This is a genomic window from Vogesella mureinivorans, assembly GCF_007644035.1.
Lineage (GTDB): Bacteria > Pseudomonadota > Gammaproteobacteria > Burkholderiales > Chromobacteriaceae > Vogesella > Vogesella mureinivorans.
In genome coordinates, this window is record NZ_VMTV02000567.1 from 1 (window position 1) to 289 (window position 289).

The 289-nt window shown below is 58.1% G+C and carries 1 protein-coding gene; it reads left to right on the plus strand.

Translation table 11 applies throughout. The features are described from left to right. A partial coding sequence (locus tag FLQ44_RS14585) for an aldehyde dehydrogenase family protein (RefSeq protein ID WP_147694988.1) occupies positions 1 to 289 on the plus strand: 289 nt, incomplete at both ends.

Here is a 289-nt window from a genome sequence, read left to right on the forward strand (position 1 = left end):
CAAGGTTGCTCCATCCATGATTGCCGGCAACGCGATCGTGCTTAAGCCCCACGAGGATACTCCCCTTTCCGCCTTGTATATGGCACACCTCTTCGAAGAGGCGGGAGTGCCAGATGGTGTCGTCAACATCATAACGGGCAGTGGCGGGACCGTTGGTGCAGCCATGACGTCCAATCCCGGGATTGATCTTGTGACCATGACCGGTTCGGTCCCGACTGGACGCAAGATCATGACGGCTGCCGCGAGCAATCTGGTTCCCGTGTCACTGGAGTTGGGTGGAGCAACCTTG